Origin of the sequence: Geothrix fuzhouensis, from assembly GCF_024609325.1 — a bacterium.
GTDB lineage: Bacteria > Acidobacteriota > Holophagae > Holophagales > Holophagaceae > Geothrix > Geothrix fuzhouensis.
Map to the genome: position 1 here is coordinate 998,310 of NZ_JANHMQ010000001.1, position 25,376 is coordinate 1,023,685.

Genomic DNA, 25,376 nt, shown 5'->3' on the forward strand with positions numbered 1-25,376 from the left:
TCCTCACACCGTCGCGGGGTTGGTGTCGGTCTTGCCGGCCCACTGGCGCATCTTCCCGAGTCCCGTCCAGTCGGCGTCCACGTAGGTGATGGCGCCGGTCGGGCAGGCCTTGGCGCAGGCCGGCTCGCCGCCGCAAAGATCGCATTTCTGCACCTTCCCCGAGGAGGCCACGTAGTTGATGGTGCCGAAGGGGCAGGCGATCGTGCAGACCTTGCAGCCCACGCAGGTGGGCTCAAGCACGATCTTCGCGCCGGTGACGGGATCCAGCCGGATGGCATCCACGGGACAGGCCGTCATGCACCAGGCCTCGTCGCACTGCGTGCAGGTATAGGGCACAAAGCGACCTTCCTTGTGGAACGTGAACACCTTGATGCGCGACTTGGCGATGGTGAAGCTCCGGTGGTTCTCCCAGGCGCAGGCCATCTCGCACTGAAGGCAACCCGTGCACTTGTTGGGATCGAGGTGGAGGGACTTCTGCATGGCGAAACCTCCTATGTGATGGGACTGTCGCGAATGGATCGCGATGATCATAGATCGGATAACGCTGGGCCGAATCCCTTTTTCACAGCCTTCGATGAGGACCACGCAGATGCAGGAAGGGAAAGGCTTTCAGGCGCATTCGACGAATCATGGATCTAGAGACTCGGTCTCGTTATTTCACCAAATCACGCGAACCGCGGACCGACCCTGAGCGCGTCAGCCAGCCGGACACGTTTGGCACTTTCCCGGGTCCCGAGGAGCCCGCGCCTTGTGGTGCGCCCCGTTCGCGGGTGGAATGGAAGCTTCGAGGATTCAGCATGAAAGCCATTTCCCTCCGCGTGGACGTCGACACCCTGGAAGGCTCGGTCACGGGCATCCCCACCCTGCTGCGCCTGCTGGACAAGCACCAGATGCGGGCTAGCTTCTACTTCAGCTTCGGCCCCGACAACAGCGGCAAGGCCATCCGGCGCATCTTCCGCAAGGGCTTCCTGGCCAAGATGCGGCGCACCAACGCCACCAAGCTCTATGGCTTCAAGACCATGATGTACGGCGTGCTCATCCCCGCGCCTATCATCTGGAAGCGGGCCGCCGCCGAAATGCAGGCCGCGAAGGCGGCTGGCCACGAGGTGGGCATCCACGCCTGGGACCACGTGCAGTACCACGACCTCCTGGACCGGAAGTCGCGAAAGTGGCTGGCCGACTGGTACTCAAACGCCCACGAGGCCTTCGGCACCGTGTTCGGCGAGAAGCCCCTGGGCGCCGTGAGCCCCGCCTGGCGCTGCAACGACACCACGCTGGAATTGCAGGAGGCCTATGGTCTGGCCTACGCCGGCGACTGCCGCGGCTTCGCGCCCTTCTACCCCATCGTGAAGGGACGCACACTCAGCACCCTCCAGATCCCCACCACCCTGCCCACCCTGGACGAGTTGCTGGGCCTGGACGGCCGCACGCCAGAGCAGGTGAACCGCGAAGTCTGGGACCTAGTGCGGGAGGACGCCCTGAACGTCTACGCCCTACACACCGAGGTCGAAGGCGGCGCGCTGTTCGAAACCTTCGACGCCTTCCTGGGGGGTCTGCGCGAGCGCGGCGTCCACGCCCGCACCCACGCTGACTGGCTACCAGAGCTGGAGGCCGCCCACCCGCCGGCCAAGGCCGTCTCCCGCCGGGAGATCCCAGGACGGGCGGGCTGGGTGAGCTGGGGAGGATGACCATCGCATGACGATGGCCGTTGCAGTACCCTCGGTGGCAGTCTCCTCCTGAGGTCGTCATGCATCTCCCGCTCTCTTGTCTCATCCTCACCTTGGCCCTCGGCCCACTCTCAGCCCAGGAAGGCGCCGAGGCGGCTCGGCTCAAGCGAGTGGAGTCCCGCGTCAATAGCCTGGACTGGGAGCTGGATTCCGTACGGAAAGCCGCGGACGACCAGCTCTGGTTCCAGCGTCTGTCCGACGTGGCCGTGGTGGACAAGGTGACCTACACCGGGCCGCCGAACCCCCGGGGCGAGGAGACTTACGGCATCAAGAACCAGCGCCACCCCCTGAAGATCCAGCAGTACGTCTTCGTGCCCCGCAAGGCCGAGAAGGGCCGCAAGCTGCCGCTCATCGTGCTGCCTCATGGCGGTGTCCACGGCGACTTCGGCACCTACCACGTCCACATCGTGCGGGAGATGATCGAGCGCGGCTACATCGTGATCGCGCCGGACTACCGGGGTTCCACGGGCTACGGCAAGGGTCTGTACGATGCCATCGACTATGGCGGCCTGGAGATCGAGGACGTTGTAGCCGGCCGTGACTGGGCCGTGGAGCACCTACCCGTGGACCCGAAGCGCTGCGCCATGGTGGGCTGGAGCCACGGTGGCCTCATCGCCCTCATGGCCGTCTTCGACCACCCCGATAAGTTCGCCGCCTGCTATGCGGGCGTGCCCGTCTCCGACCTGCTCGCGCGCGTGGGCTATGCTGGCGAGGAATACCGGGACGACGCCGTGGTCCGGACCATGTTCGCCGGCAAGACCCCCAGCGAGGATGTGGAGGCGGTGCGGCATCGCAGCCCCGTCTGGAACGTCCAGAAGCTGCGCACCCCCCTGCTCATCCACACCAACACCAATGACCGGGACGTGAACGTGGTGGAGGTCGAGACCCTCATCAACGCCCTCAAGGCCGCCGGCAAGCCCTTCGAGAGCAAGATCTACCAGGACGCCCCCGGCGGCCACAGCTTCAACCGCATCGACACCACGCTGGCACAAGAGTCCCGCAAGGACATCTACGCGTTCCTGGAGAAGCACCTGAAGTAGGGCACAACGATCATCAGCGAAATAGAAGAAGCCCGGCTTTGCCGGGCTTCTTCGCGGGGGTCCGGGGGGAGGCTCCATCTCCACGAGCCATCAGGCGAGTGGGAGCCGCGCACGGCGTGGCGTTAGACGGAGGCGCGCAGCGCGGACCATAGATCCCCGCCACGCAAGCGTGGCGGGGAAACCCCCGGAGAACATTACGCGTGCTGCTTCAACTTGTCCTTGCCGCCGAACCACTGATCCCAGTAGACCACCACGGGGCTGGCGATGTAGATGGACGAGTAGGTGCCGGTGATGACGCCGATGACCAGCGGGAAGGCCAGGTCGTGGAGGGCTGGGCCGCCGAAGAGCCAGAGGCAGACCGAGACGAACAGCACGGACAGGGACGTGAGGATCGTCCGGCCCAGGGTCTGGTTGATGGAGTCGTTCACCAGCTTGGTCACCGTGGCGCGGCGGTACTCCGGCCTGTGGCTGTTCTCACGGATCCGGTCGAACACCACGATGGTATCGGCCATGGAGTAGCCCATGAGGGTGAGGAAGCTGGCTACCACGGGTACGTTGAACTCGTAACCAAAGGCCGCGAAGAGCGCCAGGGCCATGAGCATGTCGTGGATCAACGCCACGATGCCGCCCACCGCGAAGCTGGCCGTGAACCGGAACATCACGTAGACCAGGATGGCGCCCAGGGCCCACGCCACGGCGGTGAGGGTCTTGCGCGTCCACTCGCCGGAGATGCTGGGGGAGAAGCTCTCGTCCTTGAGGATGCCCACGGAACCCAGTCGATAGTTCTTCTGGACCGTGTCCCTCACCGCCTGCGGCAGGTCTTGCGGAAGCTCCCCAAAATTCTGGTAGAGGCCCGAGGGCAGCCGGTCCCGGGCAGTGATGATCTTATCCGCGAAAGGAGCATAGGCGGCTCCGAGGACGGTCTCATCACCCCCGAGCCCGGCAGGGTTAAGCCTTACCAGGGTGTCGGCAAGCGTCTTGGAACCTTCCAGGTTAAGGGCCGGGAGCGTGCTGCTCGATCCTTCGGGATCCATCTGCTTGAAGATGGCACGGAGGGCGTTGGCCTGGATGGTGCTGTCCTTCTGGTCCGCATCCTTCCTGGCTTTCACCTTCACGGAGAAATCGCGAATCGTCTTGTCGGCATTCTCATAGGCCACAACGGAGGCATCCGTGTAGCCGTTTTTAGCCAGGGCCGCCCGGATGATTTCGGGCTCCATGACACCGCGGAACCGCACCGTCATGTCATTGCCGCCTACGAACTGCATGCCCAGGTGGATGCGGTTGCTGTGGGTGAGATTCCAGGGCCGCACATAGAGGAGCGAGATCAGGATGATGCTCCAGCTGATGGCGATGGCGGTGCCCTTGTACTTCATGAAGTCGTAGGACGAGCCCTTGAAGAAGGTGTGAGTGCCCACGGACAGGGTCTTGGCGCCTGGGTGGTGCTCGAGCACCCAGTCGTAGATGAAGCGGCTGATGTAGATGCTGGTGAACAGCGAGGCTACGACGCCCACGGTGAGGGTCACGGCGAAGCCCTTCACGGGGCCCGTGCCGAAGATGAAGAGCAGCAGGGCCGCGAAGAGCTGGGTCACGTGGCTGTCCACGATGGTCCAGAACACCCGGTCGAACCCGGCGTCGATGGCGCCTGGCACGCTCTTGCCGAGGCCGAGTTCTTCTTTGATGCGCTCGAAGATGAGGATGTTGGCGTCCACCGCCATGCCCAAGGTGAGCACGAAACCCGCGATGCCGGGGAGCGTCAACGTGGCCCGGAAGGAGCCCAGCAGACCCATCATCACGATGACGTTCACGGTGAGGGCCACGATCGCATTGACGCCGGACCAGTGGTAGAAGATGACCATGAAGCCGATGATGGCGGCGAAGCCGATGACGGCGGCCCGCACACCGGCGTGAATGGAGTCGCGGCCCAGGCCGGGGCCCACGACGCGCTCTTCCAGGAACTTCATAGGTGCGCGAAGGGCGCCGCTGCGGAGCTGGCTGGCGAGGTCGTCGGCCTCCTGGGCGCTGAAGCTGCCGCTGATGCGGACGGCGCCGCCGATGATCTTCTCCTTGGCGCTCAGCTCCGTGACAATCTTGCGATCAAGCACGATGGCAATGAGGCGGTTCTCCTCGGAGGCGATGCCAGTCAGGCGGGCGAAGTCATCATCCCCCTTCTTGTTGAGGGTGAAGTTGACCTCGTTGGCCTCGGTCTGGGAGTTGGAGGCCCGATGCGAGTCGATAATGTCGGCGCCATCCACGGCCACGCGGCTCTCCAGCAACACCCAGCGGCTGATCTTCTCTTCGCCGGGTTTGGCCTTCACCGCCGGCTGGCCGGCGCGGCGGGCCTGGCGCTCGCTCTCGATCTCAGGGAACAGTTCGAATTCCTGGGGGATCTGGCCCTTGAAGAACTCCAGGGCCGCTTCCTTGGACGGGAAGTACACCTGGGGGGCCTTGGCCACCAGGCGCTGTTCCAGATGACCAGGGGTGGCCAGAAGGGTCTTGATACGCTCCCGGTCGCCTTCCTCAATGCCAGGAATCTCCACCACGATGCGGTTGCCTTTGGCGCCGCTGGCGGTGATCTCAGGCTCCAGCACGTTGGCGGGATCGATGTCGCGGATGCGCTTCTCGATGACCTCCAGGGCCCGCTTGTTGGCGTCGTCCTTGAGCTGCTTCTGGTAGGAGTCCTTCTGCGTGAGCTTGAAGACGTCCCCCTCGGCGGCAAAGGCGTAGCCGGGGAAGAAGTCCTTGGCGACCTTCTCCACCGTGGCCTTCTGGTCGGCACCCGCGCCGTCCACCCTGAGGACGTCGACATCCACGCGCACCGTGGCGCCCGGAAGGCCCTTTTCCTTGAGCCGGGACGCAAGGCGGTCCTTGCTGTCACGCAGGTCGGCCGCGAGGGCTTCCTGGCCCTGGACCTCAAGCTCGAAGTGGACGCCGCCCCGGAGGTCGAGCCCCAGTTTCACCTTGGACAGAGGCGTGAAGAAGTATCCGCAGCCGAACAGTACGGCGAGGACGATGGCGAGGCGCCAGAGGCTCCGCTTGGTCACGGGGCGCTCCTAACAGAAGGCGGGACGGCCCAACAGTGGTGCATTGGTCCCGGCCCGGCAGGTCGGGAAGATCAGTTCTGAGGTTCTGATTCGTTGGCCAGGGACGCCACAGCGGCACGCCGGGCCTTCACCACGGAACCACCGAGCTTGAGCCAGATGTGCTTGTCCTCAACGCGGTCGATGGTGGCGTAGAGGCCGGAGGTCAGGACGACTTCGTCGCCAGCCTTCAGCTTCGACAGGCGGGCCTCCATCTCCTTGCGGGCCTTGCTCTGGGGCCGGATGAGGAGGAAGTAGAACATCAGGGCCATGCCGCCGATGAACACGAACTGGATCCAGGCCGGGCCACCACCGGCCGTGGGCTGCTGAAGAAGGGCGTACATCATCTAAGGCTCCTCGGTCTGCCAACGAGCCCGCACGGACTGGGCGAACGCTGGAAAGCGGTTTTCCAGCAGGGCCTGCCGCGCGGCGCGGGTGAGCCCAACAGTGTAGCTCAGGTTGTGGATCGTGTTCAGCGTGAAGCCCAGCAACTCGCCGCAGCGGAAGAGATGATGGAGGTAGGCCCGGCTGAAGGTCCGGCAGGTGTAGCAGGCGCAGTCCGGATCGAGAGGCAGGTCGGTTTCCCGGTGCCGGGCGTTCTTGAGGTTGAGTTTGCCCCGGCTGGTGAGGATCCGGCCGTGCCGGGCCTCGCGGCTGGGCAGCACGCAGTCGAAGAGGTCCACCCCCTGTTCGATGCCGAAGAGCAGGTCCTCCGGGGTGCCTACCCCCATGAGGTACCGGGGCCGGTCCTCCGGCAGCTCCTTCACGAATTCCGCGAGAACGGCGTTCATATCGTCCTTGGGCTCACCCACGCTGAGGCCACCCACCGCGAAGCCCTGGAAGGGGGTCTTCGCATCGAGCTCCATCGCCTCGGCCAGATGGCGGCGGCGGAGATCCAAGTGCGTGCCCCCCTGATTGATGGCAAAGAGCCCCTGGTGGGCCTGCAGCGGCACGGCCCGGCTCCGGGCCAGCCAGCGGGTGGTGCGCGCCATGCTGATTTCCAGCTTGGACCGCTCCATGCGCCCCGGTGGGCACTCGTCGAGGGCCATGCAGATGTCGGAGCCCAGGTTTCGCTGGATTTCCAGGCTGCGCTCTGGCGAAAGGAACTGGGCACTGCCGTCCAGGTGACTTTGGAAGGTGACCCCTTCCTCAGTCATCTTTCTTAGAGAGGCCAGGGAAAAGACCTGGAAGCCGCCGGAATCCGTGAGGATGGGTCCATCCCAGCCCATGAAGCGGTGCAGGCCACCATGCTGAGCCACCAGAGCGTCCCCTGGGCGGAGGCCCAAGTGGTATGTGTTTCCCAGAATCACTTGAGGGCCGATGTCTCGGAGCTGCGCCGGGCTGACGCCCTTCACCGTGCCCTGAGTGCCCACGGGCATGAAGGCTGGCGTTTTGACCTCGCCATGTGAGGTATGAAACTGGCCAGCTCGGGCCGCCCCGGGCAAGCCCCAGGCGCTGTGGGTGAATGAGAAATCGGGACTTGTGATCTTCGGCATGGGGAGTTCCAGCTTTCTTAACAAAAATTAACAATGTCACCCTTTTGAAACGCAGATGGGTGTTACGAAACCCGCCCAAAAAACGCCGAATGCCCTGTTCATGGGGCTTACGCACGTTATTCCAGCTTGACCATCCGCCCGCCCTTTGCCATCTTAGCCGTTGGGCTTGCCCCAGTTCTTTATCTCAATCTCCGTAGCCGGATCGATGTTCCCGTCGATTCGGCTCGCTGTTTTTTCCCCTGGATCTTTCACGGGAGTCGCATGAGCAAAGATCCCAAGAAATCAACCCCCGCAAAGCCGGCCCCTCCGATGGAGACGCTGGAGGACGCCGTCTACAAGTCCTCCCTCGCAGCGGGGAACGACGCCATCAGGCGGGGCAACCCCAAGGTCACCATCCCCACGACGATTGCCATGTATGCGCTCTTCGCGCTCGTGGCCTTCCAGCTGGCGAAGCACACGGAGACTGGCCAGAAAGTGCTGAAGACGATGTCGATCGACCTCGCCGAACAGGCTGAGGCCGCACCGCCGCCGCCGCCGCCTCCCCCGCCTCCCCCGCCGCCGCCGCCGCCGCCGATGGCCGTGTCGGCCGGCAAGGTGGATACGACCCCCATCGACCCGCGCCAGGAAGTGGTGCCTGAGCAGGCGCCGAAAGAGCTTCCGAAGCAGGATCATTCCCTCGGCGGTGTTCCGGGCGGCGTGCCTGGCGGCGTCCCCGGTGGCGTCATCGGCGGCGTGGTTGGCGGCGTCGTCGGCGGTGTGGTCGGTGGCACTGGCAAGGTGGTGGACTTCGACTTCAGCCAGATCAAGGTGAAGTACCAGCCCCCCGCCCCGCCCTACCCACCCCTCGCCAAGATCGCCAAGATCCAGGGCACGGTGGTCGTGGAGATCGTGGTTGGCCCCGATGGCGTGCCCACCTCGGCCGTCGCGAAAGAAGGCCCCCCCCAGCTGCGGCCCACGGCCGAAGCCTACGCCATGCAGTGGAAGTTCGAGCCTGCCCTTCTGAATGGCGCCCCGCAATACGCGCGCTTCAAGCTGACGATGCCGTTCCGGCTGAGGTAACAGCCCCCTTTCCCACGTTCATAACTCTCCTCATTCCATAAGGAAATCTCATGAACCTGCTTTACTCCCCCCTGATGCTCGGTCTCGCCGAAGGTGGCCACGACAGCTTCTCCGCGGCTGAGATCTGGCGCTCGGCCTCCATCGCCAACAAGTTCATCATCTCCGTCCTGTTCATCCTGATGGCCTACCAGATCTACGTGGCCATCGAGCGCTTCGTGACCTACGCGCAGAGCAAGCAGGCCTCTGACAAGTTCCTGAAGCTCTTCATGGATACCCTCCGTCGTGGCGACTTCGAAGCCGCCAAGCGCGCCGCCACCACCCACAACAAGAGCCACATCGCCCTGGTGCTGAAGCACGGCCTGGACATCTTCCAGTACGAGAAGCAGCTCAAGACCATGAACCCCAACCACGACGCCATCCAGCCCGTGGAGCGCGCCATCCAGCGCGGCACCGCCGAAGTGGTCGAGCTCCTCAAGAAGGGCATGAGCGGCCTGGGCACCATCGGTGCTCTGGCTCCCTTCATCGGCCTGCTCGGCACCGTGATCGGCATCATCAAGGTGTTCTCCGACCTGAAGACTAAGGGCGCTGGCGACATCAACGCCCTGGCCGGCTCCATCGGTGAGGCCCTGGCCACCACCGCGCTCGGCCTGTTCGTCGCCATCCCGGCCGTGTGGATCTACAACCTGCTGACCACCAAGCAGGATGTCGTCGTCACCAACATCAACAACGCGGCCTCCCAGATGATCGACGAGTTCATCCGCCGCGAGAGCCAGAACTAAAGATCCGCCACCCAGCCCGGGGGCGCGAGCTCCCGGGCGATTTCTGAGGAGAACACACCATGGATACAGGTGGTTCCAAGGGTGGGATGAAGTCCGACATCAACGTCACGCCACTTGTGGACATCGTGCTGGTGCTGTTGATCATCTTCATCGTGATCACACCCGCCGTGAACAATGCTGTGAAGTTGCCGTTGTCCAAGCACGCCCCGAAGGTGGACCAGCAGGTGGACGCGGGCCAGAAGTACCTGACCCTCATGTTGACCTCCAAGCGCAACGACAAGTACGAAGTGACCGGCCCTGGTCCCGTGCTCATCGACGACAAGGACGCCAAGGACGAACGGTTCTTCATCAATGACGAAGGCCAGCGCCAGAAGCTCGAGGATTACATCAACAGGAACGTCTCGATGCTTAACGACAAGCGCGTGTTCATCAAGGCCGATGCGGATCTGCCCTTCAAATACATCAACGAGCTGTTCCAGTCCTGCCGGAAGGGTGGTGCCGACGAGGCCTCCATCGTGACGAGCGAGGACAAGGACAAGAAGGAAGGGGGTAACTGATGGATGCCGGCGGCGCCAAAGGCAAGGCAAAAACCGATATCAACGTCACCCCGCTGATCGACATCGTGCTGGTGCTCCTGATCGTGTTCATCGTGATGGTCCCTGGCCTCAGCAAGGCCATGAAGGTGGTAGTGCCCCAGGTCGTCCAGACCGCCACTCCCCCCAAGGCCGATCCGAACAACATCCTAATCCAGGTGGATCAGGACGGCACCCTGACCCTCCAGCAGGACAAGATCGACGCCCAGGGCATCAAGGACAAGCTGCCCGAGGCCGTGATGTTGCAGCCCCTCAACTACCGGAAGGTCTTCCTGAAGGTGGATGAGGACGTGAAGTTCCAGGCCATGGTGGATGTACTCGATGCCATCCGTGTTGCCTCGGATCTGGCGAAGAAGAAGTCCCTCGAGAACCTGGACAAGTTCCAGGGCCAGGATGGGGGCGACGTGAAGGTTGCGGTCTCTCTCAAGAAGCGGATCGTGGCTGCGCCGGTCAGCTAGGCTTGCCCCGAACCACGAAAAGGGCCCCCATCCGGGGCCCTTTTTTCATGCCCGCCTGCGGTGCCCCAGCACCGTGCCGTAGGCCACTCCAGCCACGGTGATCAGGACGCCGGCCAATCCGGCCCCGGTGGCGCGCTCCCCCAGCATGGGTACCGCCAGGAGGTACTGGACGATGGGCAGGAGCTGAAGCCAGACCGCCGCCTCGGAGACCGCCAGGGTCCCGTAGGCCTCGGACATCAGCATCTGCCCTCCGAAGGCCAGCAGACTCATGAGGATGGCCAGACCCCAGGCCTCGAAGCCGCCGGGCCAAGGCGAAAGGGCGAAGGGCACCACCACGGGAAGACCCGCCACGCAGAAGAAGAAGAAGATGGTGGCGGCATTCTCGGTGTGGCGGGCCGCGCGGATGGCGTTGGCGCTGGTGGCCGCGAAGATGGCCGCCGCCAAGGCCGCCAACGCTCCCCGACCGAGACCTAGGCCCAGGTGGCCCTGGCTGAGCACAAGCACCACGCCCAGGGAGGCCGCCAGGATCGCCAACCAGAGGTGGATCGTGGGCCGCTCCTTGAAGAGCACCAGGGACATCACCACGGCGATCACTGGGAACACGTTGTAGAGGATGCCCGCCTCCCCCGCCGGGATGTGGGCCAGGGCGTAGAAATAGAGCACCACCACCGCGCCGCCGGAAAGCCCACGCGCCACCAGCAGCCGATAGTTGTTGGGGCGGTAGAGCCCGGGGATCAGGCCGAAAGCCAGGAGGCTCACCAGGGCCCCCACCACGAACCGCAGCACCGCCAGATGGCCCGCCGAGAACCCCATGCCCGGTAGCGTGAGCTTCCGCGCCAGGATGGCCATCAGGCCAAAGCAGAGCGCAGAACCGGCAAGCTCCGCACGGGCCACCATGCGGCGGCGGGACAGGGCGGGAATGGAAGCAGTCATCCTCGAGTCATCCAAGGTTGGACAATAAAGAATCTGATAAGCAGAGGAAGCGGAGTCGCCAAGGAAAGCGGAGAACAGCCTTTTTCTTTCTCAGCTATCCTCCGCTCCTCTGCTGCCCTCCGCTTTCATTCATTCCTATTCGTTGAAGAGAAGAAGCCAATCAGGGGTTGTAGGCACCCTGCGGCAGATTCAGACCGGCCGTGTGGAAGGCGGAGGTCAAGGCCCCACCCCGGAAGGCGCCGCGGTCTGCGGCCTCCAGGTGGTCGAGGAGATGGGAGAGGTTCGCCCCGCTGGGCACCGTGGGAACCCCGAGCTCCGCCGCCATCTGGGGCAGCGTGAGGTCGTCCAGGAACGTACCCTCCTCCCGCACCACCACGCCGCGCAGGGTGTACTGGTCCGTGGGGCCCGTGTGGGTGCGCAGGCTGGACGAGGGCACCACCACCGCATCCACCCAATCCTTCCGGCCGCCGCGCTCCTGTTGCCTGGCGTGGGCATCACGATCGGCGTGAGCCGCGTACTTCAGATCCTCGCCGCAAAGCAGGCCCGCCACGGTGACACTGTCGCCGAAGCTGAAGTTCCGGGCGGGCACTACGCGTAGCTGGCTGCCCACGGCGCGGTTCAATTCGGCGGCTACCCGCGAGAGTGTGGGGGCGAAGCTCGATCCCGTCAGCAACAGCACCCGCCGGCCCGCAAAACCCTTGGCTCGCGGGCTCTTGATGAAACGACGGCTGTGTTCCAGGAAGCGCCGCACCAGGCCCACACCGTTCTCCAGCTGGGCCCAGGACCGCGAATAGAAGACCCGCCCTGGCACCTCGATGCCCGCCCGGGTGAACCACTCGTCCGCCAGCAGCAGCCAGGGCTCGCCGTCGTTGGCTTTGGCGTATTTCCGCACCTCGGGCGCCCAGCGGGCCACCCACTCCCGGGCAAAGACTGCGTCCACATCCTGGACCGAAGGCAGGTTCTCCCGATGGGCCGTGAGCCCCACGGGCACGCAGGACAGGCTGAGGACGCTACCGCGCCCTTCCTGGTACCGGGCCCAGAGGTCGTCCACAGTCTGCTGCCAGATGGCCCCGTCGTTGAGCCCCGGCGCCACCACCGCCTGGGTGTGGACATCGATACCTCCCGCCAGCAGGCGGTCGATCTTGCGGAGAATGTGGCCTTCGCGGGGGTTGCCTACCACTTTCACCCGGGCTTCCGGATCTGTGGCATGGACCGAGACGTGGATGGGGCTCAACCGCTCGCGGATGATGCGATCCAGCTCAGCATCATCACTGCTCGAGAGCGTGGTGAAGTGGCCGTAGAGGAAGGAGAGGCGCACATCCTCATCCTTCAGGTAGAGGGACTTCCGGAAGCCCTTGGGCATCTGGTGGACGAAGCAGAACACGCAGTTCTGCTTGCAGACCTTCACCTCGTCCTGGGCCAGATCGACCCCGATGCCCTCGCCGCCGTTCTCCACCGAGGCCATGAAGGTGCTGCCATCCGGCCGCTGCACGAGCAGCTCCGCCTCGTCCTCGCGAGTGATGAGGAACTGGTAGTTCAGCTGATCCAGCACCGCCTCGCCGTGGATCTCAAGCAGAGTGTCGCCGGGGCGCAGGCCCGCCTCCTCGGCCAGACTGCCGGGTTCCACCGCGATGATCTGGACGCCTTTTTGGGCCAAGGAACACTCCATGCTCCGGATTACCTGCGGGAATCCGGAGATAGATTGTCTCATTTTGAAGGAAGAATGGCTTTTCCTATCTCCAGCCGGGCAAGGCTGGAGCCGCATTCGACCTCAGGCCGTGGTCTTCGCCGCCTTCCTCGCCTCCACCACCTTGTCCGCATCCCGTCCCACCAGTTCCTGAAGGTGGTGGAAGGACCAGGTGAAGGAGCCAACGCCCATGGTGAGGCTGCGGAGCTCGACGATGACATCGCTCATCTCGGCCTGTGGGATGTAGGCGGAGACCACGTCCCAGCCCTTCCAGCCGGGCTTGGCGTCGAAGCCGAGCACCTGGCCGCCGCGGCGGCCCGTCACGAGGCGCTGGGCCTTCGGCGTGTACTCGCTGGGAACGCTGATGTGGACTTCAGAGATCGGCTCCAGCAGCACGGGATGACAGAGGGGCGCAGCCTCGGTCATGCCGATGCGGGCGGCCGTCTTGAAGGCCATGTCGGAGCTGTCCACGGTGTGGTAGCTGCCGTCCACCAGGGCCACGTGGATGTCCACCACGGGGAAGCCCAGGGGGCCGCGCTTCATCCACTCCACCACGCCGTGTTCGATGGCGCCGAAGAAGTTCTTGGGCACCACGCCACCAACGATGCGCTCCTCGAACTCGAAACCCGTGCCGCGCGGCAGGGGCTTCACCTCGAACCACACATCGCCGAATTGGCCGTGGCCGCCGGTCTGGTGCTTGTGGCGACCATGCACCTTGGCGCCCTTCGTGAAGGTCTCGCGGTAGGGAACCATGGGCGGGTGCTGCTGGACATCGAGGCCAAAGCGGCTCTTGAGGCGGTCCAGCGCACATTTCAGGTGCACCTCGCCCTGGCCCCAGAGGACGCGCTCCTGGGTCTCGGCGTTCTGCTCCACCTGAAGAGAAGCATCCTCCTCGCAGAGCTTCTGGAGCGCCAACGACAGCTTCACATCGTCACCGCTCTTGAGGGTGTGCAGGCTGAGGGCCAGCATGGGCTGGAGAGGTTCCGGCCAGTCCAACTCCAGCTTGGCGGAAGGGGTCAGGGCCTCGCTGGTGCGCACCTCGTCCATGCGGCCCAGGGCCACCACTTCGCCAGCCGAGGCCTTCGTCTGCTTGATCTGCTGGGCGCCGAAGAGCCGGTTGATGCCGCTCACGCGGTTGCCGGCCAGGACCGCGCCATCGGCCACTTCGCCGCGCCACACCCGGGAGATGCTCAGCTTGCCCACGTGCTGGGCATGCACACTCTTGAACACCTGCACCAGCGTGTCCTTGCCCTCGGGGATGCCCAGCCGCTCGGCCGTGGCCTCCACCCGGGGCGCTTCGTCACAGAGGGCCTGGAACAGACGGCGCACGCCGGCATCCTTGTCGGCGGACCCGAAGAAGACCGGCACCAACAAGTCGTCCCGTACATCCTTGGCCAGGTCTTCAGAGACTTCCTCCAGCGAAGGCACCACATCACCCAACAGCTCTTCCATGAGGTGGTCATCGAAGTCCGCGAGCTTCTCCAGCATGAGCTGGCGGGCCTCGCGCTCCTCGGGCAGCACGGAATCCGGCAGCTGCTTGAGGTCCGCGTCCTTGCCCGCTTCGTACTGGTAGGCATGCTCACTGATGAGATCCACATAGCCCGTGACCTGATCGCCCTCGTGAATGGGGATTTCCACGAGCACCAGGGGGCGCTCAGACACCAGCTGCAGGGCGTTGAACACATCCTTCAGCCGCCCCGCACTGCCCGGAGCTTCCATCTTGTTGATGAACATCACGTGCGGGATCTTGTGGTCGTCGAGGAACTTCAAGGCCGGCGCGGCCATCAGCGCGCGGGCCGGATCGGGATCGCACACCACCACCGCGATGTCCGCGGCCATGAGGGCGTGGACAGTCTCCTGGCGGAACTCGACAGAACCTGGGCAGTCGATGAGCGTCCAGCCCTCACCCTCGTAGGTGCAGGCCGCGAGACTGGCCTCGACGCTCATCTGGCGGGCCTTCGCTTCCAGGGAAGCATCGCCGACTGTGTTCCCCTCCTTGACAGAGCCCTTGCGCGGCAGGGCGCCTGCCACGAAGAGAAGGCTCTCCATCAAGGAGGTCTTTCCGGAGAGGTAGGGGCCCACGATGGCCGCTACGCGTGGAGTTGACTGAGAATTGCCGCTCACAGTGCCTCCTGATTGTGGGGTTCGGATATCGACCGCCCCAAGTGTTCCGACCTGCGTATCCCCTGGCAACCCAAAAAAATGCCGCCTCAAAAAAGGCGGCATAAGTCACAAAATAACGGGAGTTCGAGCTAATTCCGCAGGGGTTTGCCAGTTTTCAGAATGGCATCCATGCGGGCCTGGGTCTTCTCGTAGCTGCAGAGGCGGGCGAAGGCCTGCCGCTCCAGCTCAAGAATCCGTTCCTCGCTGACCTCCTGGACGAGGCTCACATCCCCACCGCAGAGGATGTTGGCCAGCTCGCCCATGATGATCGCATCGTGCTCGCTGGCCAATCCCTGCAGTTGGAAGTCCTTGACGGCCATCTTCAGGGCCTCGCTGCCGCCCAGGCCAGGGAGACGCAGGGTGCGCTCCTTCACGGGCTGGAAATCTGCGGCCATCTTGAGAACCTCCTGCTTAGCCTCGTTCAATAGGAAGGCCTTGTTCATCACGCGGCGGTCCGTGCGGCGCAGATAGCCATTGCGCTGGGCCTCATCGAAGCTGGTGTTCACGTTCGCGGTGCCGATGAACTGGAAGGCTGTCTTCACCTTGGGCATGGGGCCCAGCTGGCCCTTGGCGGCCATGGCGTCTTCCATCCGGAGGAGCATCTGGAGGCAGCCGCCACCCGCCGGGATGACGCCCACACCCACTTCCACCAAGCCGATGTAGAGCTCGGCATGGCCCACGGCCCGCTGGCAGGCCATGGTCATCTCGCAGCCGCCGCCGAGGGCCAGGTTGAAGGGAGCCGCCACGGTGGGGAACGGCGCGTAGGTGAGCATGCGGGCTGCGTACTGCAGGCGCCGAGCCACTTCTTCGATCAGGTCGAACTGCTTGTCCTTGGCGGCGTTCAGCACCATCACCAGGTTGGCGCCAGCGCTGAAGTGCTGGCCCTGGTTGCCCACCACCAGGCCCTTGAAGCGGCCGGGGATATGCTTCTGGATGGTGTCCTCCATCAGCATGATGATGCCGTCGTCGAGGGCGTTCATCTTGCTGTGGAAGCTCAGGCAGGCCACATCATCGCCCAGATCGAAGAGCTGGCAGCTGCCGTTCTCCGCGATCACCTTCCCGCGACCTTCCTCGCGCTTGAGGATGATCACGCGCTTGTCTTCCAGGATCGCGTCGTAGGCCAGGGTCTTCGGATTGAGCTGCGCCACGGGGACGCCGTGCTCCCAGCGGTAGAAGCTGGTGATGCCCTTGGCGAGCATCTTCTCCACGAGCGGGGCGATGGGCAGCTCCTCGAATTTCATGCGGGCCACGACCCGCTCGACGCCCAGGGTGTCCCAGGTCTCGAAGGGGCCCAGATCGAAGGCGAAGCCGTTCTTGATGGCGCGGTCCACGTTCAGGGGGCCGTCCGTCACCTCGCCCAGCCGGTTCACGGCGTAGGTCAGGTTGGGCGCGATGCAGCGCCAAGCCAGGCGGCCGGCCTCAGTGTCGCTGGTCAGCAGCGTCTTCACCTTCTCGGCGGGATCGTCGATGCCCTTCAGTTCCTTCAGGATCGGCCAGTCCCGCTTCACCTGAGGAATGTACTCACGGGTGGCGGGGTCCAGGGCCAGGAAGCTCTTCTTGCCCTTGGCGTCCTTCGGGCCCTTCTTGAAGAAGCCCTGCTTCGTCTTGTTCCCCAGCAGCTTGTTGTCCAGCATGTACTGGAGGAACTCGGGGAACTTGAAGACATCGCGCACTTCGTCGTTGGGGCAAAGGTCGTAGACGTTCTTGGCCGTGGCGGCGAGGATATCCACACCCGCGAGATCCGCCGTGCGGAAGGCCGCGCTCTTGGCCCGGGCCGCCGCGTCGCCCAGCACCGAATCCAGCACCTCGAAGGGGATCTTCTCGGCGAGGGCCATCTGCAGGGTGGCCATGATGCTGTGGATACCGATGCGGTTGCCGATGAAGGTGGGGCTGTCGTAGGCCGGCACAACTTCCTTGCCGAGCGCTTCCTCCAGCCAGGTGCGGAAGGCCAGGGACTCCTGCTCGTCCACCTCGGGGCCCTTCACGAACTCCAGCAGCCGCAGGTAGCGCACGGGATTGAAGAAGTGGGTGATGACGAAGTGCTTGCGGAAGGCGTCGCTGCGGCCCTCCACCAGCAGCTTCAGGGGGATGCCCGACGTGTTCGAGCTGACCCAGGCGCCGGCCTTGAGCTTGGGCTCCAGGCGGCCGTACAGCTCGCGCTTGATGGCGAGGTCTTCCTTCACCACCTCCACCACCCAGTCGCAGTCCGCCAGACGGTCCAGGTGATCCCGCAGGTTGCCGGGCCGGATCTTCTTGAGGAACGACGGGTGCATGGCCAGGGCGGGCTTGGACTTCGCCAGGGCCGCCAAGGCACCCTCCGCCAGCTTGTCCGGCGCCGCTTCGTCGATGACGATATCCAGCAACTCCACCTGGCAGCCCGCTGACGCCACATGGGCCGCAATGCCCGAGCCCATGACGCCGGACCCGAGGACTCCGATCTTCTTGATGTTCATATCCAACCTCCTGATGTCGATTTGCGTGGTTGGATCAGAGCTTCTCGATGATGGACGCGATGCCCTGGCCGCCGCCGATGCACATGGTGGCGATGCCGTACTTCCCGCCATCGGTCTCGAGGCGGTTCAGCAGGGTCGTCAGAATGCGCGCGCCGCTGGCGCCGAGCGGATGGCCCACGGCGATGGCGCCGCCCCAGGCATTCACCTTCTTGGGGTCGTAGCCGCCTTCGCGGATGACGGCCAGGCTCTGCGCGGCGAAGGCCTCGTTCAGTTCCATGGCATCGATCTGATCCAGCTTGAGGCCGAAGCGGTCCAGCACCTTCTTCACGGCGGGCACGGGGCCGATGCCCATGCGATCCGGCTCCACGCCAGCGACGGCACCACCGATGATGCGCGCCCGGGCCTTCAGCCCCAGAGACTTCGCTAGGCCTTCTTCCATCACCAGCATGAAGGCGGCGCCGTCTGTGACGGGAGAGCTGTTGCCGGCGGTGACGCAGCCATCGACCATGAAGGCGGCCTTCAGCTCGCCCAGCTTCTCGATGGTGGTTTCGGCGCGGATGCACTCGTCCTGCTGGAGGGTCACGGGCTTGCCGTCCAAGCCCTTGGCCTCGAAGCGGACGACCTCCCGCTCGAACTTCCCGGCCTTCCAGGCGGCAGCGGCCTTCTGGTGGCTCTGGTAGGAGAACTCATCCTGGTCCTGGCGGCTGATCTTGTATTCCTTGGCCAGGTTCTCGGCGGTGATGCCCATGGAACAGTAGGCCTCGGGGTAGTGCTCGCTGATGTAAGGATCCACGCTGGGGTTGAAGCCCATCATGGGCACCTTGGACATGCTCTCCACGCCGCCCGTGAGGAAGAGGTCGCCCTGATTCGCCATGATGGCGCGGGCGGCCATGAGCATGGTCTCCTGGCTGCTGCCGCAGAAGCGGTTGATGGTGGCGGCCCCAGCGGTGATGGGCAGGCCGGCGCGGAAGCTGATCAACCGGGCCATGTTCATGCCCTGCTCGCCTTCGGGCATGGCGCAGCCCACCAGGACGTCCTCCAGGCCCGACCAGTCCTTCAGCAGGGGCTTGATGGCCTCGATGACCACCGAGCCCAGTTGCTCGGGTCGGGTGGCGGCGTAGGCGCCCTTGACGCCCCGGCCGATGGGCGTGCGCTTGGCTTCGACGATGACTGCAGATCGCATGGGTCCTCCAAGGTGAAGTGACTGAGATCAGGGTTTGGAGGAGCCTAGCACCGGCCACAGAGCGCGTAAGCACTTACCGTGGGTCATGCTGACCTACCGGGGGTCAATGCACCATTCCGGTCTGGCCCGGTTCCAGTCAAGATGAGTGGACCTTCAGGACACCCCATGACCGCGACCTCCGCCCACTCCCTGGAACCCCTGCTTGCCGAATGCCGCAAGGTGATCGTGGGCCAACCCCAGCTGCTCAGCCGACTGGTGGTGGCCCTGCTCTGCCGCGGCCACGTGCTGCTGGAGGGCCTGCCGGGTCTGGCGAAGACGCGCACCATCAAGACGCTGGCGGCCGCCAGCCACACCACCTTCCATCGCATCCAGTTCACGCCGGACCTGCTGCCCAGCGACGTGGTGGGCACCCTGGTCTTCGATCCCAGGCAGCTCACCTTCACGCCCAAGCGAGGCCCCATCTTCACGAACCTGCTGCTGGCGGACGAGATCAACCGCGCCCCCTCCAAAGTGCAGGCCGCGCTGCTGGAGGCCATGGAGGAGCGCCAGGTGACGCTGGGCGAGGAGAGCTTCCGCCTGCCGGATCCCTTTCTCGTGCTGGCCACCCAGAATCCCCTGGAGCAGGAGGGTACGTTCCCTCTGCCCGAGGCGCAGATGGACCGGTTCCTTTTCAAGCTCCGCGTGGACTATCCCAAGCACGAGGATGAGGTGGAGGTCCTCCGCCGTGCCCACCTGAACGGCGATGAGGTGAACCCCGTGGTGGATGGCCCCTTCCTGCTGGCGGCGGGCCGGGAGGCCCAGAAGGTGCGCCTGGACGACGCCATCCGCACCTACATCGTGCGGCTGGTGCAGGCCACCCGGCCCGGCCATGGCAAGGTCTGGAAGGGCAAGGAGCTGCTGCGCTGCGGGGCCAGCCCCCGGGCCTCACTCTCGCTCCAGGCCTCCACCCGCGCCCTGGCCTACCTCCAGGGTCGCGACCACGTGCTGCCCCAGGACGTAGTGGACTTGGCGCCCGATGTGCTGCGCCACCGCCTGCTACTCACGTTCGAAAGCGAGGCCGACGGCGCCACCACGGACCAGGTCATCGCCCAGCTGCTCCAGGCCGTTCCCCGCCCTTGAACCTGAACCTCACGTCACCTCACACCACAGGAGAACCTCATGGCCGCTCCGCTACGCCCCCGCATAACCGGCATCACCCTGAACGTGCTCATGCCCGACGGCACCACGCGGGTCCACACCATCGATCCCAAGGCCACCGATGCGCTCGTGTGGAGCGACCGGGCCGTGGAGGTCTTCGGCAAGTTCTACGACAAGGGCGGCCCGGCTGAAGGCAAGCACATGAGCCGGGAGGATTTCCTCCGCCACTTCCCCCACGGCGAACCCATCATCGGCGACCAGCCGCACCTTCCCATGACCCCAACCGTGGTGAATCAGATCTGGAACCACCCCAAGGAGGACGGGACGACCCCCGCCTACCTGTCCAAGAGCATCATGAATCCGACGAACGGCTAGCGAGAGCGCCACCTCGAGTTCAGGGCCCTGCTTCGCCTCCGGGCCAGTGCGCCTGCGGGCGCATTGCCACAGGCGTCATGAAACTCAGCCAAGGCCATCCAGAACGCAGGATCCACGGGCTGGAGTCGGGCCAATGACCGGGCCGTAGCCTCCCCCAAAACCCGAAGGCCCTGTGGCTGCGGCCGGTAGCCTGTTCGTAACATGAGGGCACAATAGCGGAGCCATACTGTGCCAGGTTCCACGGGATCATCCGAACCCCGTTCCTGAGGGTTCGGCAGCCTGCCCGCCTCCTCCAGATATCTACCTGGATCCTCGTCCTGCGCCAAGGCCTGGGTGGCCGCAGAGAGGAGCACATCCAGGAAATACGGCGCCAAGGTCGAGAGGGGAACCTGAAGGTTCCGGGCTCGTTCATAGGCGGCCCGCGCCTGAGCCACCACAGCGCTGGGATCGCGCCCATCGCGCGCGAGGGCTTTAGCCTGGGCATCCCGGGCGATGAGAATGCCCCGGTGGAACCCCACATGGCGCGGCTGGCTCTTCAGACTTGCTTCATAGGCCCGAACCGCCTCTTCCGCGTCAGCAGAAGGATCCCCACCTGAAGCGACTTCAGCTTTGGCCATGGCCTGCGCCACGTTTCCCAAGTTCCCCTGAAAATAGGCATCTTCGGGATGAGCCTCCGCTGTGGCCCGGGCCTCCTGGAGATAAGGCGCTACGGTAGCCCGGTCATAAGTGCCGCACATGCGGGCCGTGTCGATCCAGGCGAGCAGGGCGGAATTGCGGATATTCAGCAGGACGATATGCCCCGGATCGAGGCGAAGGCCCCGGTCGGCCACCGCCATCGCCTCCTTCAGACGCGGCGAAGGATCTTCCCCACGGCTCAGCAAGCGATACCCCTCTGTGCGCAGGACCGAGGCTTGGGCTGCATACGCTTCGATTTCCGAGGGGTCCCGTCGAATGGCCTCGCTGGCATCCGCCTTCGCCTGGGTCAGCCAGACGCCAGGATCGGTTTCCCGGTAAGTCAGATATCGCGCCATCTCTCCCCGCGCCCGGGCGCGCCAGGCCAGGGGCTCGGCGGCGGAAGGTTCCAGTTGGACCCAGCGGTCGGCCACGGCCACCTGGGCCAGGACCGGCGCCTTGGGATCCGCTCCCGATTCCCAACCCCGCGCCACGGCCTCCTGCCAACGCCGCATGTCCAGGCTGAGGAGATCCACATCGCAGGGTGCCCGGAGTTCGGCCTGCGCGAGAACTCGGCCCGCCGCTTCCAGGGCGGGCTGGGCGACTTGCGCTTCCTGGGCGAACCGCGCCTGGGCCAGCCAGGCCTCGGCCTCAAGCCGCAGGGCCTCGTAGAACCAGGGGGCCTGGACCTCGGCTTCCCGTGCCAGCCGGACGGCCTCCTGCGGCTGGCCCTCCATCAACCTGAGCAGGCCCGACCGGAAAGCCGGGGGTTCAAGGCTGGCGCTGGCGCCGCGCCTCAGCCAATCGGCCGCGGGCTCCCGCAAGGTCTCCTTCAACTCGTCGAGCCGACGCTGTCTGAGCTCTGGATCGGGCAGTGCGGAAGCCTTGCCCAGCTCGATCTGGTAGATCGCCGCCAGGGCGCGACCTTCGGCATGGGCCGCCTCTGGTGTCCGGAACCCCAGCGCCCAGGCCCGTTCCAGCTGGATTCGGGCCCCGGCCGGGTCGCCCAGGGCCAGGTGCGCCCGCCCCAGCGCGTAGGCGCCCGGGGCCGCGGCCAGCGGGCCGGCGGCCTCGACCTCGTGGGCGAGGGTCTCCACCCGGGCCCGGAGATCCGCCTGATCGCGAGTCAGGTCCCGCGCCGGCTGGATGCGCAGGTATCTGCCCAGGGCCTCGATGCGTTCGGCGGCCTGGGCAAACCGCTGGGCATGGGCGGCCTGGGCCTGGGCCCGCAGCCGTTCCCGCACGCCGAAACCACCGAAGACCGCGATGGAAAGGCAGACTGCGGCTGAAGCCGTGACCAGGGCCTTGCGCTTCCGCGCCCAGTGGACCATCCGCTCCACCGGCGTCGCGGCGCGGGCCTGGATGGGCTCTCCATCCAGAATGCGCTGGAGGTCCTCCCCCAGCGCCCGGGCGGTGGCGTACCGGCGCCGCGGATCCTTCTGGAGGCAGGTGAGCACCACGGTATCGAGATCGGCAGGGATGGTGGGCACTCGAATCCGGACCGGCACCGGATCGTCCTTCACGATGCGCGCCATGCATTCGAGCCCTTCCCCCCCGAAGGGTGGCTCCCCGGTCAGTACCTCGTAAAGGGTGGCGCCCAGGGAATAGACATCCGACCGGCGGTCCAGCAGGGCCGTGTTCCCACGCGCCTGCTCTGGAGACATGTAGCAGACGGTGCCCATCACCTGACCGGTTTGCGTGAGCTTCCCACCCCCGATGCCCCGGGCCAGCCCGAAGTCGAGCACGCAAGCCCGGGTGGACCCGTCGTCCAGCCGCTCCACCATCAGGTTGGCCGGGTTCAGGTCGCGGTGGATGAGGCCCACGCGGTGGGCCGCATGGACGCCCTCGCAGACCTCCGTCATCAGGCGGAGCAGCGCCTCCAATGACAATGCGGGCGCAGCCTTCAGCAAGGTCTCCCCGGCGATGAACTGCATGACAATGTAGGGCTGCCCGCGCCACTCGCCCACCTCATGCACCCGGCAGACATTCGGGTGGTCGACCCGGGCCTGGAGCTGGGCCTCCTGGATGAAGCGCCGGAGGAGGTCCGGGTCGTCCCGCCGGAGGAGCTTCAGGGCCACGACCCGGCGGAGGCGGGAGTCCGTGGCCCGGAACACGCGACCCATGCCGCCTTCGCCTAAGAGTTCGAGGGCTTCGAAGCGGCCCCAGCGTTCCAGGGTTTTGGCGCGGAAGATCCCACTCTGCCGGAATCCGGCGACAGGGAAGGCCGCCTCCAGCTCAGCCCCGGAGGGATCCGCCAGGGAAGCCAACCCAGTGATCGCCCCCTCCGTCGCCGCGTGGGTCTGCGCCGTGATCTCCACGGACCAGTGATTCGCCTCGACGGCCTCCAGATCGGCCAGTTCCTGCTCCAGCATCAAGCGGTCGCCGCCAGCCAGGCGCCCCGAGGTCACCAGGTCCTCCAGGTGGCCGCTGATATCGCCGGGTTCGAGCAGGCCGCGGGCCACGGCCAGGGCTAGGACCCGCTCCTCAGCGGTCGCCATGGCTGCCTTTCCGCACGATTCCGCTCCTTGATGATCCGTTCATGGTGCCCCCTTTTGTGGCTGCAGGTGAAGCACTTCCCGTGTTGACCGGGGCCGGGGCGGGGGTCAGACTGGCCATGGCCCTGGCGCCGGAAAGGAGGTTCGATGGGACGACAATCCGACCTCTCCGAACCTCCGTCGTGTTGCGCCGCCCGCTGAGGCGGCCCTCACCTGTTGTTCCGGCTCCCCCGAATCCGCCCCCTGAACGGGATGGCGGCGTGCCCCACAGCGCCCCATCCGCTCCTCCGGACCGGCTATGATCCACCGCTTCCTCGACACCGTCTGGGGCCAGGCGATGAACCTGCTGACGGCGCCCATCCGGCACCGCCGCTGGATCGACCTGCTCGTGCTCGCGGCCCTGGTGGGCACGCTGGCGGCGCTCTGGCTGGTCGGGAAGGAATGGACCGCCGTCCAACGACCCACGGTGCAGATCGCCCTCAGCGCCTGGGCCCTGCCCAAGTACCTCCTGCTGTCCCTGATCCGGGCCATCGCGGCCTACACGGTGTCGCTGGCCTTCACGCTGGTGGTGGCCTACTGGGCCGCCAAGGACCCGCGGGCCGAACGGGTCCTGGTGCCCATCCTCGACATCCTCCAGAGCGTGCCGCTGCTGGCCTTCCTGCCGCCCGTGCTGCTGCTCATGCTCACCCTTTTCCCCCGCAGCAACATCGGGCTGGAACTGTCGGCGATCCTGCTCATCGTTACTTGCCAAGCCTGGAACATGGCCTTCAGCTTCTACCAGTCGCTGAAGACGTTGCCCAAGGAGCTGGAGGAGACCTCGAGCCTCTACGGTTTCACCTGGCTCCAGAAGCTCCGCTGGGTTGAGATCCCCTTCGCCACACCCGGCCTGGTCTGGAACTCCATGGTCAGCGTGGCGAACAGCTGGTTCTTCCTAATGTCCGCCGAGGCCTTCCACGCGGGCAACAAGAACTTCCAGCTCCCGGGACTGGGGTCGTACATGAACACGGCGGTGGAGCAGGGGAGCACCCGCGCCCAGATCTACGCCATCGTCACCATGCTGGTGCTGGTGATCCTGCTGGACCAGTTGGTCTGGCGACCCGTGGTGGCCTGGTCCCAACGCTTCCAGGTCGACGAAGGTGGCGAGGTGGACCCTGGCGAGAACTGGCTGCTCCGCCTGTTTCGCCGCTCCCGCCTCCTGAAATGGCTGGAGAACCGGCACAACCAGCGCCTGCATCGCCGGACGCCCCGCCCGGCCTTCATCCGGAAGGCCCACGAAGAATTTCAAAGACCTGGCCGGCTTGGGTCCTGGGTAGCCACCTCAGCCATGGTGGGAATCCTCGTGCTGCTTTCGCTGGGCGCGTTCTCCGTCGTGCGATTGCTGGCCGAGGTGAGTGGCGCGAAGTGGCTGGTCCTGCTCAAAGCCGGTGGGGCCTCCCTGTCCCGGGTGCTCCTCTCCACGTTCCTGGCCACCCTCTGGACTCTGCCTGTGGGCCTGTGGATCGGCATGTCGCCGAAGTGGTCCCGGCGCCTCCAATCCGTGGTGCAGGTGGCGGCCTCTTTCCCCTCCTCCCTGATCTTTGCGTCGCTGATCCTGGTGTTCAGCTCCCTGGGCATCGGCCTGGGCGTGAGTTGCGTGCTCCTGATGGTGCTGTCCACCCAGTGGTACCTGCTCTTCAACATCATCGCGGGGGCCCAGGCCATCCCTGCGGACCTCCGCGAGGCCGCCACGGCTTATCGGATGTCGCTGTGGAAGCGCTGCTGGAACCTCTACTTCCCCGCGGTGTTCCCCTTCCTCGTGACCGGCTGGGTGACCGCCACCGGCGGGGCCTGGAATGCGAGCATCATCACGGAGATCGTCACCACCAGGCAGCACACGCTCCGGACCTTCGGCCTGGGCGCTGAAGTGGTGCTGGCCACGGAACAAGGTTCCATGCCCCACCTCGCGGCCAGCGCCCTGCTCATGGCGGCCCTGGTCGTCCTCTTCAACCGTCTCGTCTGGGTGCCGCTCTACCGCCTGGCCGAAACCCGCTACGCACTCAACCGCTGAGG

At 65.4% G+C, this 25,376-nt stretch carries 19 protein-coding genes; 9 read left to right on the forward strand and 10 right to left on the reverse strand.

Annotated features, from left to right (window positions below):
• Positions 1-3: 3 nt before the first annotated feature.
• Positions 4-480 (reverse strand): 4Fe-4S dicluster domain-containing protein, encoded by a 477-nt coding sequence (locus NOV74_RS04605; RefSeq protein ID WP_257309666.1) that lies wholly within the window; start codon positions 478-480, stop codon positions 4-6.
• 317 nt (positions 481-797) lie between these two features.
• Between NOV74_RS04605 and NOV74_RS04610 the strand changes: the two genes are divergently transcribed.
• Both NOV74_RS04610 and NOV74_RS04615 read left to right on the forward strand, forming a co-directional pair.
• Positions 798-1,688 carry a polysaccharide deacetylase family protein gene (locus tag NOV74_RS04610; RefSeq protein WP_257309668.1) on the forward strand — a complete coding sequence of 297 codons (891 nt, stop codon included), beginning with the start codon at positions 798-800 and terminating at the stop codon, positions 1,686-1,688.
• 59 nt (positions 1,689-1,747) lie between these two features.
• Positions 1,748-2,767: an alpha/beta hydrolase family protein gene (locus tag NOV74_RS04615; protein WP_257309669.1), complete on the forward strand. Its 1,020-nt coding sequence runs from the start codon at positions 1,748-1,750 to the stop codon at positions 2,765-2,767.
• A 194-nt stretch (positions 2,768-2,961) separates the two neighbouring features.
• Here NOV74_RS04615 and secD read toward each other — a convergent pair whose 3' ends face one another.
• From secD to tgt, 3 genes are all read right to left on the reverse strand, one after another.
• On the reverse strand, positions 2,962-5,808 hold the full coding sequence (gene secD / locus NOV74_RS04620) for a protein translocase subunit SecD (RefSeq protein ID WP_257309671.1): 2,847 nt from the start codon (positions 5,806-5,808) through the stop codon (positions 2,962-2,964).
• Positions 5,809-5,879: 71 nt separating this feature from the next.
• Entirely contained in the window at positions 5,880-6,191 is a 312-nt protein-coding gene (gene yajC / locus NOV74_RS04625) for a preprotein translocase subunit YajC (RefSeq protein ID WP_257309674.1), read from the reverse strand.
• A complete protein-coding gene (gene tgt / locus NOV74_RS04630) occupies positions 6,192-7,340 on the reverse strand; it encodes a tRNA guanosine(34) transglycosylase Tgt (RefSeq protein WP_257309676.1) in 1,149 nt (382 codons plus the stop codon).
• A 261-nt stretch (positions 7,341-7,601) separates the two neighbouring features.
• Here tgt and NOV74_RS04635 point away from each other — a divergent pair, with 261 nt between their 5' ends.
• The 4 genes from NOV74_RS04635 to NOV74_RS04650 are packed head-to-tail and all read left to right on the forward strand — an operon-like array spanning position 7,602 to position 10,229.
• On the forward strand, positions 7,602-8,399 hold the full coding sequence (locus NOV74_RS04635; RefSeq protein ID WP_257309680.1) for an energy transducer TonB: 798 nt from the start codon (positions 7,602-7,604) through the stop codon (positions 8,397-8,399).
• A gap of 50 nt (positions 8,400-8,449) precedes the next feature.
• Positions 8,450-9,178, forward strand: a complete 729-nt coding sequence (locus tag NOV74_RS04640; protein WP_257309682.1) for a MotA/TolQ/ExbB proton channel family protein — start codon at positions 8,450-8,452, stop codon at positions 9,176-9,178.
• Between the two features lie 59 nt (positions 9,179-9,237).
• A complete protein-coding gene (locus tag NOV74_RS04645; protein WP_257309684.1) occupies positions 9,238-9,735 on the forward strand; it encodes an ExbD/TolR family protein in 498 nt (165 codons plus the stop codon).
• Positions 9,735-10,229, forward strand: a complete 495-nt coding sequence (locus tag NOV74_RS04650) for an ExbD/TolR family protein (RefSeq protein ID WP_257309686.1) — start codon at positions 9,735-9,737, stop codon at positions 10,227-10,229. Before NOV74_RS04645 ends, NOV74_RS04650 begins: the two co-directional genes overlap by 1 nt.
• 45 nt (positions 10,230-10,274) lie before the next feature.
• On the opposite strand, the gene NOV74_RS04655 is transcribed toward NOV74_RS04650, so the two are convergent.
• From NOV74_RS04655 to NOV74_RS04675, 5 genes are all read right to left on the reverse strand, one after another.
• On the reverse strand, positions 10,275-11,162 hold the full coding sequence (locus NOV74_RS04655; protein ID WP_257309688.1) for a DMT family transporter: 888 nt from the start codon (positions 11,160-11,162) through the stop codon (positions 10,275-10,277).
• 160 nt (positions 11,163-11,322) lie between these two features.
• Entirely contained in the window at positions 11,323-12,819 is a 1,497-nt protein-coding gene (locus NOV74_RS04660; RefSeq protein WP_257309689.1) for a DUF512 domain-containing protein, read from the reverse strand.
• Positions 12,820-12,933: 114 nt separating this feature from the next.
• Positions 12,934-14,973 carry an elongation factor G gene (locus NOV74_RS04665; protein ID WP_257309690.1) on the reverse strand — a complete coding sequence of 680 codons (2,040 nt, stop codon included), beginning with the start codon at positions 14,971-14,973 and terminating at the stop codon, positions 12,934-12,936.
• Positions 14,974-15,101: 128 nt separating this feature from the next.
• On the reverse strand, positions 15,102-17,465 hold the full coding sequence (locus NOV74_RS04670) for a 3-hydroxyacyl-CoA dehydrogenase/enoyl-CoA hydratase family protein (protein WP_257309692.1): 2,364 nt from the start codon (positions 17,463-17,465) through the stop codon (positions 15,102-15,104).
• A 34-nt stretch (positions 17,466-17,499) separates the two neighbouring features.
• Positions 17,500-18,648 carry a thiolase family protein gene (locus tag NOV74_RS04675; RefSeq protein WP_257309694.1) on the reverse strand — a complete coding sequence of 383 codons (1,149 nt, stop codon included), beginning with the start codon at positions 18,646-18,648 and terminating at the stop codon, positions 17,500-17,502.
• A 165-nt stretch (positions 18,649-18,813) separates the two neighbouring features.
• Here NOV74_RS04675 and NOV74_RS04680 point away from each other — a divergent pair, with 165 nt between their 5' ends.
• Together NOV74_RS04680 and NOV74_RS04685 are read left to right on the forward strand one after the other, a co-directional pair.
• Complete coding sequence (locus tag NOV74_RS04680) at positions 18,814-19,767, forward strand: AAA family ATPase (protein ID WP_257309695.1); 954 nt, start codon at positions 18,814-18,816, stop codon at positions 19,765-19,767.
• Between the two features lie 39 nt (positions 19,768-19,806).
• Positions 19,807-20,160 (forward strand): hypothetical protein, encoded by a 354-nt coding sequence (locus NOV74_RS04685; RefSeq protein WP_257309697.1) that lies wholly within the window; start codon positions 19,807-19,809, stop codon positions 20,158-20,160.
• Here the strand turns inward: NOV74_RS04685 and NOV74_RS04690 are convergent.
• A complete protein-coding gene (locus tag NOV74_RS04690; protein ID WP_257309699.1) occupies positions 20,157-23,330 on the reverse strand; it encodes a serine/threonine-protein kinase in 3,174 nt (1,057 codons plus the stop codon). The genes NOV74_RS04685 and NOV74_RS04690 overlap by 4 nt on opposite strands.
• Positions 23,331-23,625: 295 nt before the next feature.
• Between NOV74_RS04690 and NOV74_RS04695 the strand changes: the two genes are divergently transcribed.
• Positions 23,626-25,374: an ABC transporter permease gene (locus tag NOV74_RS04695; protein ID WP_257309701.1), complete on the forward strand. Its 1,749-nt coding sequence runs from the start codon at positions 23,626-23,628 to the stop codon at positions 25,372-25,374.
• The last annotated feature ends 2 nt before the right edge of the window (positions 25,375-25,376 follow it).

Excerpts from the sequence above, each read along its gene's own strand:
- NOV74_RS04605 (WP_257309666.1), bottom strand. The coding sequence starts at position 480 with ATGCAGAAGTCCCTCCACCTCGATCCCAACAAGTGCACGGGTTGCCTT.
- NOV74_RS04610 (WP_257309668.1), top strand. The coding sequence starts at position 798 with ATGAAAGCCATTTCCCTCCGCGTGGACGTCGACACCCTGGAAGGCTCG.
- NOV74_RS04615 (WP_257309669.1), top strand. The coding sequence starts at position 1,748 with ATGCATCTCCCGCTCTCTTGTCTCATCCTCACCTTGGCCCTCGGCCCA.
- yajC (WP_257309674.1), bottom strand. The coding sequence starts at position 6,191 with ATGATGTACGCCCTTCTTCAGCAGCCCACGGCCGGTGGTGGCCCGGCC.
- tgt (WP_257309676.1), bottom strand. The coding sequence starts at position 7,340 with ATGCCGAAGATCACAAGTCCCGATTTCTCATTCACCCACAGCGCCTGG.
- NOV74_RS04635 (WP_257309680.1), top strand. The coding sequence starts at position 7,602 with ATGAGCAAAGATCCCAAGAAATCAACCCCCGCAAAGCCGGCCCCTCCG.
- NOV74_RS04640 (WP_257309682.1), top strand. The coding sequence starts at position 8,450 with ATGAACCTGCTTTACTCCCCCCTGATGCTCGGTCTCGCCGAAGGTGGC.
- NOV74_RS04645 (WP_257309684.1), top strand. The coding sequence starts at position 9,238 with ATGGATACAGGTGGTTCCAAGGGTGGGATGAAGTCCGACATCAACGTC.
- NOV74_RS04650 (WP_257309686.1), top strand. The coding sequence starts at position 9,735 with ATGGATGCCGGCGGCGCCAAAGGCAAGGCAAAAACCGATATCAACGTC.
- NOV74_RS04655 (WP_257309688.1), bottom strand. The coding sequence starts at position 11,162 with ATGACTGCTTCCATTCCCGCCCTGTCCCGCCGCCGCATGGTGGCCCGT.
- NOV74_RS04670 (WP_257309692.1), bottom strand. The coding sequence starts at position 17,465 with ATGAACATCAAGAAGATCGGAGTCCTCGGGTCCGGCGTCATGGGCTCG.
- NOV74_RS04675 (WP_257309694.1), bottom strand. The coding sequence starts at position 18,648 with ATGCGATCTGCAGTCATCGTCGAAGCCAAGCGCACGCCCATCGGCCGG.
- NOV74_RS04680 (WP_257309695.1), top strand. The coding sequence starts at position 18,814 with ATGACCGCGACCTCCGCCCACTCCCTGGAACCCCTGCTTGCCGAATGC.
- NOV74_RS04685 (WP_257309697.1), top strand. The coding sequence starts at position 19,807 with ATGGCCGCTCCGCTACGCCCCCGCATAACCGGCATCACCCTGAACGTG.
- NOV74_RS04690 (WP_257309699.1), bottom strand. The coding sequence starts at position 23,330 with ATGGCGACCGCTGAGGAGCGGGTCCTAGCCCTGGCCGTGGCCCGCGGC.
- NOV74_RS04695 (WP_257309701.1), top strand. The coding sequence starts at position 23,626 with ATGATCCACCGCTTCCTCGACACCGTCTGGGGCCAGGCGATGAACCTG.